Genomic DNA, 2975 nt, shown 5'->3' with positions numbered 1-2975 from the left:
ACTGGCGATTCTTCATCAAAGCTCCTATCTTCTTTATGGAATCGTAGGTTCTCTGGCGGCTGGGTTGCTGATCTCCGCTGCAGAAAGGCTGCCTTTTCATTTACCCAAAGATCGCTTTCAGCAGCTTTCTCTCAAAGATAAGTATTATGTCGCTCTTTACCACCAACCGGAAATAATCCTAAAAGCGATGCATTTTTCGATGATTTTATTTATTGCTACTTATAGTGGATATCTGTTGAGAGCAAGCAATGGTTATTGGATCTTGATTTCTGCAGCCGCGGTACTCGCTGGCGAACATATGGAAAACATCAAAAAAAGAACAATCGGTCGTGTGCTAGGAGGAATAGTTGGGCTCTTATTAGGTTTCTTACTCATGGCACTGGATTTACCATTAGAAGCAAAAGCTGCTATTTTGATTGTATTGAATGTATTGACGGAATATTTCATGCCTGTCAATTATACGATCGCCAACTTTTTTACCAATCCGCAAGTGCTGCTTTTGATGACTATCGGCAGTAGTTTTGTACCACTCCATCTGATTCCTTGGCGTTTCTCGGGAACATTGATCGGTAGTTTATTGGCTATGGGATTGATTTTTCTCATGGATTTTGCGTTAAAGCAAATCCAGCAAAGCATGATCTATCGCAAAGAATGATTGCTTGTTGAATAATGCTAGCTGACTTTAGAAATTAGTGCTGTCTGGCTTTCTATCTGCCAGGATTTGCTTTATCATAAAGAGAGAATGACAGAGCACAAAGCGAGGGGAGCAGATGCAGGAGATTTTTGAGAAGTATCAGCGATTGCTAGCAATCGCTGATGCTGGGATCTATTATGGCAAGGATATTTATGATCAAGAGCGTTATGTCGAAATGAAAGAAATTCTAGTGAAATTGATGAGCCGATCGACGAAAGAAACAACCGATACGCTTAAACTTGTGCTAGATGCCAATGAGGGGTATCCAACACCAAAAGTTGATGTTCGAGCATTGATTCGTCAGGATAACAAAGTCTTATTAGTGGAAGACATTCATACAAAAGAGTGGTCTTTACCGGGTGGCTATGCAGAAGTCGGTTTCTCACCCAAAGAAAACGTTATAAAAGAAGTGTTGGAAGAGACAGGATTAGTTGTTGAAGTTGACAAACTTTGTGCAGTATTTGATACTAATCTGCGCAAAGACATTCCACAATTGTTTCAATATTATAAATTAGTTTTTGCCTGTTCGATCAAAGAAGGTTCTTTTGTGACGAACAGTGAAACCTCTGCCAGTGGCTTTTTTACGTTGGAAGAGTTGCCGCCGTTGTCAATGAAACGAACGACAGCAGAACAATTAAAGATTTTGATTGAGGAAGAGCAAAATTTTGTGGATTGATCATTCACAAAAACAGTTTAACCAATAGGTCAGCAAAAGAAATCCTGATAGGATCTTTCTGTCAGGTAGGATTGGCTTTTCTGCGGAAAAGATGATCGTTCTTTGGCTGCCTATTTTTGTTTCTGACAGTACAGACTTTTTTTGTTTTTACTATTCAAGTGGTACAATCGAAGCATAACGAGTATGAGGCACTGTGTATGGGAAATAAGCGGTTTTAGCATCTTAAATGAAAATGAAAATAGTTCTGAAATTTTTAGAAAAGTTTATTTACTTGGAGGAAAAGTTGGTATATCATTGATTTCGTTGTTTTATTAAGGATTCAGAGGGAAAATAATCGCGCCTATTTGAATAATGGAGGATTCAAAAAATGAAAAATGTGCTTCACTCTTATTTTGGGCTTGATGAGCTCAACACGACCATCAAGCGGGAACTCTTGGCTGGATTCACGACATTTATTTCAATGGCCTATATTCTTTTTGTCAATCCAACGGTCCTTGGTGCTTCTGGTATGGATGAGGGAGCGGTCTTTACAGCCACAGCATTAGCAAGTGCCCTCGGATGTATTTTGATGGGAGTCTTGGCAAAATACCCGATTGCGACAGCTCCTGCGTTAGGAATCAACGCGTTCTTTTCTTATTCAGTCTGTATCGGGATGGGTGTGCCTTGGCAAACGGCACTAGCCGGTGTTTTTGTCGCTTCGCTGATTTTTATTGCAATCACGATTTTTAAACTTCGTGAAATGATCATTGATGCGATTCCTTCCGACTTGAAATATGCTATTTCTGGTGGGATAGGCTTGTTCATTGCTTTCCTTGGTCTTAGTGAAGGTGGGATCATTGTTTCCGACGATTCAACGTTAGTTGCCTTAGGATCATTGAGTGTAGGTACGACATGGTTAACGATCTTTGGCATGGTCATTACGGCTGTGTTGATGGTTCGTCGAGTACCTGGCGGGATTTTCATTGGGATGGCAGCGACGACCATTCTTGGTTTAGTGACAGGTTTGATCCACGCACCAAGTTCGATCGTTTCGGCAGCACCTAGTATGTCGTCGACTTTTTTAGTCGCATTGAAGCATGTCGGTGACATCAACACATTGCAAATGTGGGTCGTTGTCCTAACATTCTTACTAGTCACTTTCTTTGATACTGCCGGTACGTTAGTTGGTTTAGCCAATCAAGCAGGTTTCATGAAAGACAATAAGATGCCTCGAGTGGGGAAAGCATTAGCGTCAGATTCGACAGCGATGTTGGCAGGATCATTACTAGGAACTTCTCCAGTAGGCGCATATGTGGAATCTTCAGCAGGGATCGCTGTCGGCGGTCGTTCTGGACTAACAGCTGTGACCACAGGTATTTTCTTTTTGTTTGGTCTATTCTTTTCTCCGCTTTTATCAGTAGTGACCTCTCAGGTTACAGCACCAGCATTGATTATTGTCGGAGTACTGATGGCGCAATCACTAAAAGAAATCAAATGGCATGAAATGGAAATCGCGATTCCTTCTTTTCTGATTTTATTAGGCATGCCTTTGACTTATAGTATTTCTGACGGGATCGCGCTAGGTTTCATTTTCTATCCAATCACAATGATTGCGGCCAAACGTGG

3 protein-coding genes are annotated in these 2975 nt (G+C 41.1%); all 3 read left to right on the top strand.

Annotated elements, in window-relative coordinates; all coding sequences use genetic code 11:
- Positions 1-655 (top strand): FUSC family protein (locus tag AB5Z52_RS16435; RefSeq protein WP_368267053.1); only part of this gene is annotated, 655 nt, incomplete at its 5' end.
- A gap of 115 nt (positions 656-770) precedes the next feature.
- Positions 771-1370 (top strand): NUDIX hydrolase, encoded by a 600-nt coding sequence (locus tag AB5Z52_RS16430; RefSeq protein ID WP_137264327.1) that lies wholly within the window; start codon positions 771-773, stop codon positions 1368-1370.
- Positions 1371-1737: 367 nt separating this feature from the next.
- A partial coding sequence (locus AB5Z52_RS16425) for an NCS2 family permease (protein ID WP_368267051.1) occupies positions 1738-2975 on the top strand: 1238 nt, incomplete at its 3' end.

This window comes from Enterococcus sp. RTP21361st1_A6_RTP21361_211029 (assembly GCF_040910045.1).
GTDB lineage: Bacteria > Bacillota > Bacilli > Lactobacillales > Enterococcaceae > Enterococcus_D > Enterococcus_D gallinarum.
This window is presented reverse-complemented; position numbering and strand designations above follow the sequence as displayed.